We start from the raw sequence: 1,440 nt of genomic DNA, 5'->3' as shown, positions 1-1,440 counted from the left end.
TCTCGATCTCGTTCTCAAGGCCGCCGATCGCTGCCTGGTGATGGAGAAAGGCAGGATCGTGCACGAGGGCACGCCGGAAGCATTCGCCGACGAGACCCTGCTGAAGGACCTCTTGGCTTTGTAAGGCGTGCATGGGGCGCGCCTGGACTGGAAGGGAACACAACAATGATAAGCAGAAGAACTATTCTGAAATCCGGCGGCGCCGCGGCCGCCTTCGCCATGGTCGGCGCACCGTCGATCCTGCGCGCCGCCGATACGGTCAAGGTCGGGCTGTCGATCCCGATCACCGGGTTGCAAGCGATCCTCGGCGAGACGCTGCTCAATTGCTACAAGCTCGCCGCCGCCGAACTCAACGCCGCCAACGGTATTGGCGGCCGCCAGGTCGAGCTGTTCATCGAGGACAACCAGACCACGACCAAGGGCTCGATCGACAAGGCGCGCAAGCTCCTCAACGAGGACAAGGTCGACGTGATCATGGGAACGATCATTTCGCCCGAGCGCAGCGCCACGCTGTCAGTGACCGCGAAGGCCAAGAAGCTGTTCTTCTACCCGACGAATTTCGAGGGCGGCGAGTGCAACCGCTACTTCGTCGCCACCGGCCCGATCCCGATGCAGCAGGTCGATCCGATGATGCCATGGGTGGCCGACAACCTCGGCAAGACGATTTACATCATGGCCTCCGACTATGCCTGGCCGCAGAAGATGACCGAGGCGATCACCTTGGCTTACGAAAAGGCCGGCGGCAAGATCATCGGCGCCGACTACTATCCGTTCGGTACCACCGATTTCGGCCCGGCGTTCCAGAAGATCAAGTCGCTGAAGCCCGATGTCGTCTGGTCGATGGTGGTCGGCAACGACGCCGTCACCCAGCTCAAGCAGTACCGCAGCTTCGACATCAAGCAGCCGCTGATCGCGCCGCTCGACGAGGTCTTCAACAAGGACGCGCTGCCGCCCGGTGTCGCCGCCGGCACCTACGCGCCGCAGCCCTACTGGATGGCGCTCGACAATCCGGTCAACAAGAAGTTCATCGCGAGCTTCCGCGAAAAGTTCGGCCAGGAGAAGATGGTCAACGGCATCGGCGAAGCCGGCTACAACGGCCTGCATCTCTACGCTCTGGCCGCCGAGAGAGCGGGCTCGCTGAAGGACGACGATGTGCTGAAGGCGCTGCCGACGATCGAGTTCGACGCACCGCAAGGCAAGATCCGCGTCGATGCCTCGAACAACCACACGCTTTGCCATTCCTATGTCGGCAAGGCGGCGGCGGACGGCATCGGCTACGAGATCGCCAAGGATTTCGGCACCATCGCGCCGGTGACGCCTTACTGCAAGCTGTAGGCCTCAACCGATCCTGACGGCGGTGTTGCCGCTGCCGTCAGGTCGCCTTTGGCGCTGGCAGGCGCTCGCGCAATTCATTGACAAGCACCCTGGTGTTTTCGGAGT

Annotated in this window: 1 protein-coding gene; it reads left to right on the top strand. The window is 62.3% G+C overall.

The genetic code is table 11. The features are described 5' to 3' along the window. Positions 1–165 precede the first annotated feature (165 nt). Positions 166–1,335, top strand: a complete 1,170-nt coding sequence (locus EOA36_RS35325) for a substrate-binding protein (RefSeq protein WP_127281227.1) — start codon at positions 166–168, stop codon at positions 1,333–1,335. The last annotated feature ends 105 nt before the right edge of the window (positions 1,336–1,440 follow it).

The organism is Mesorhizobium sp. M8A.F.Ca.ET.021.01.1.1 (genome assembly GCF_003998025.1).
Lineage (GTDB): Bacteria > Pseudomonadota > Alphaproteobacteria > Rhizobiales > Rhizobiaceae > Mesorhizobium.
The sequence above is the reverse complement of the archived record's forward strand: the minus strand, read 5'-3'. Positions and strand labels throughout refer to the sequence as shown.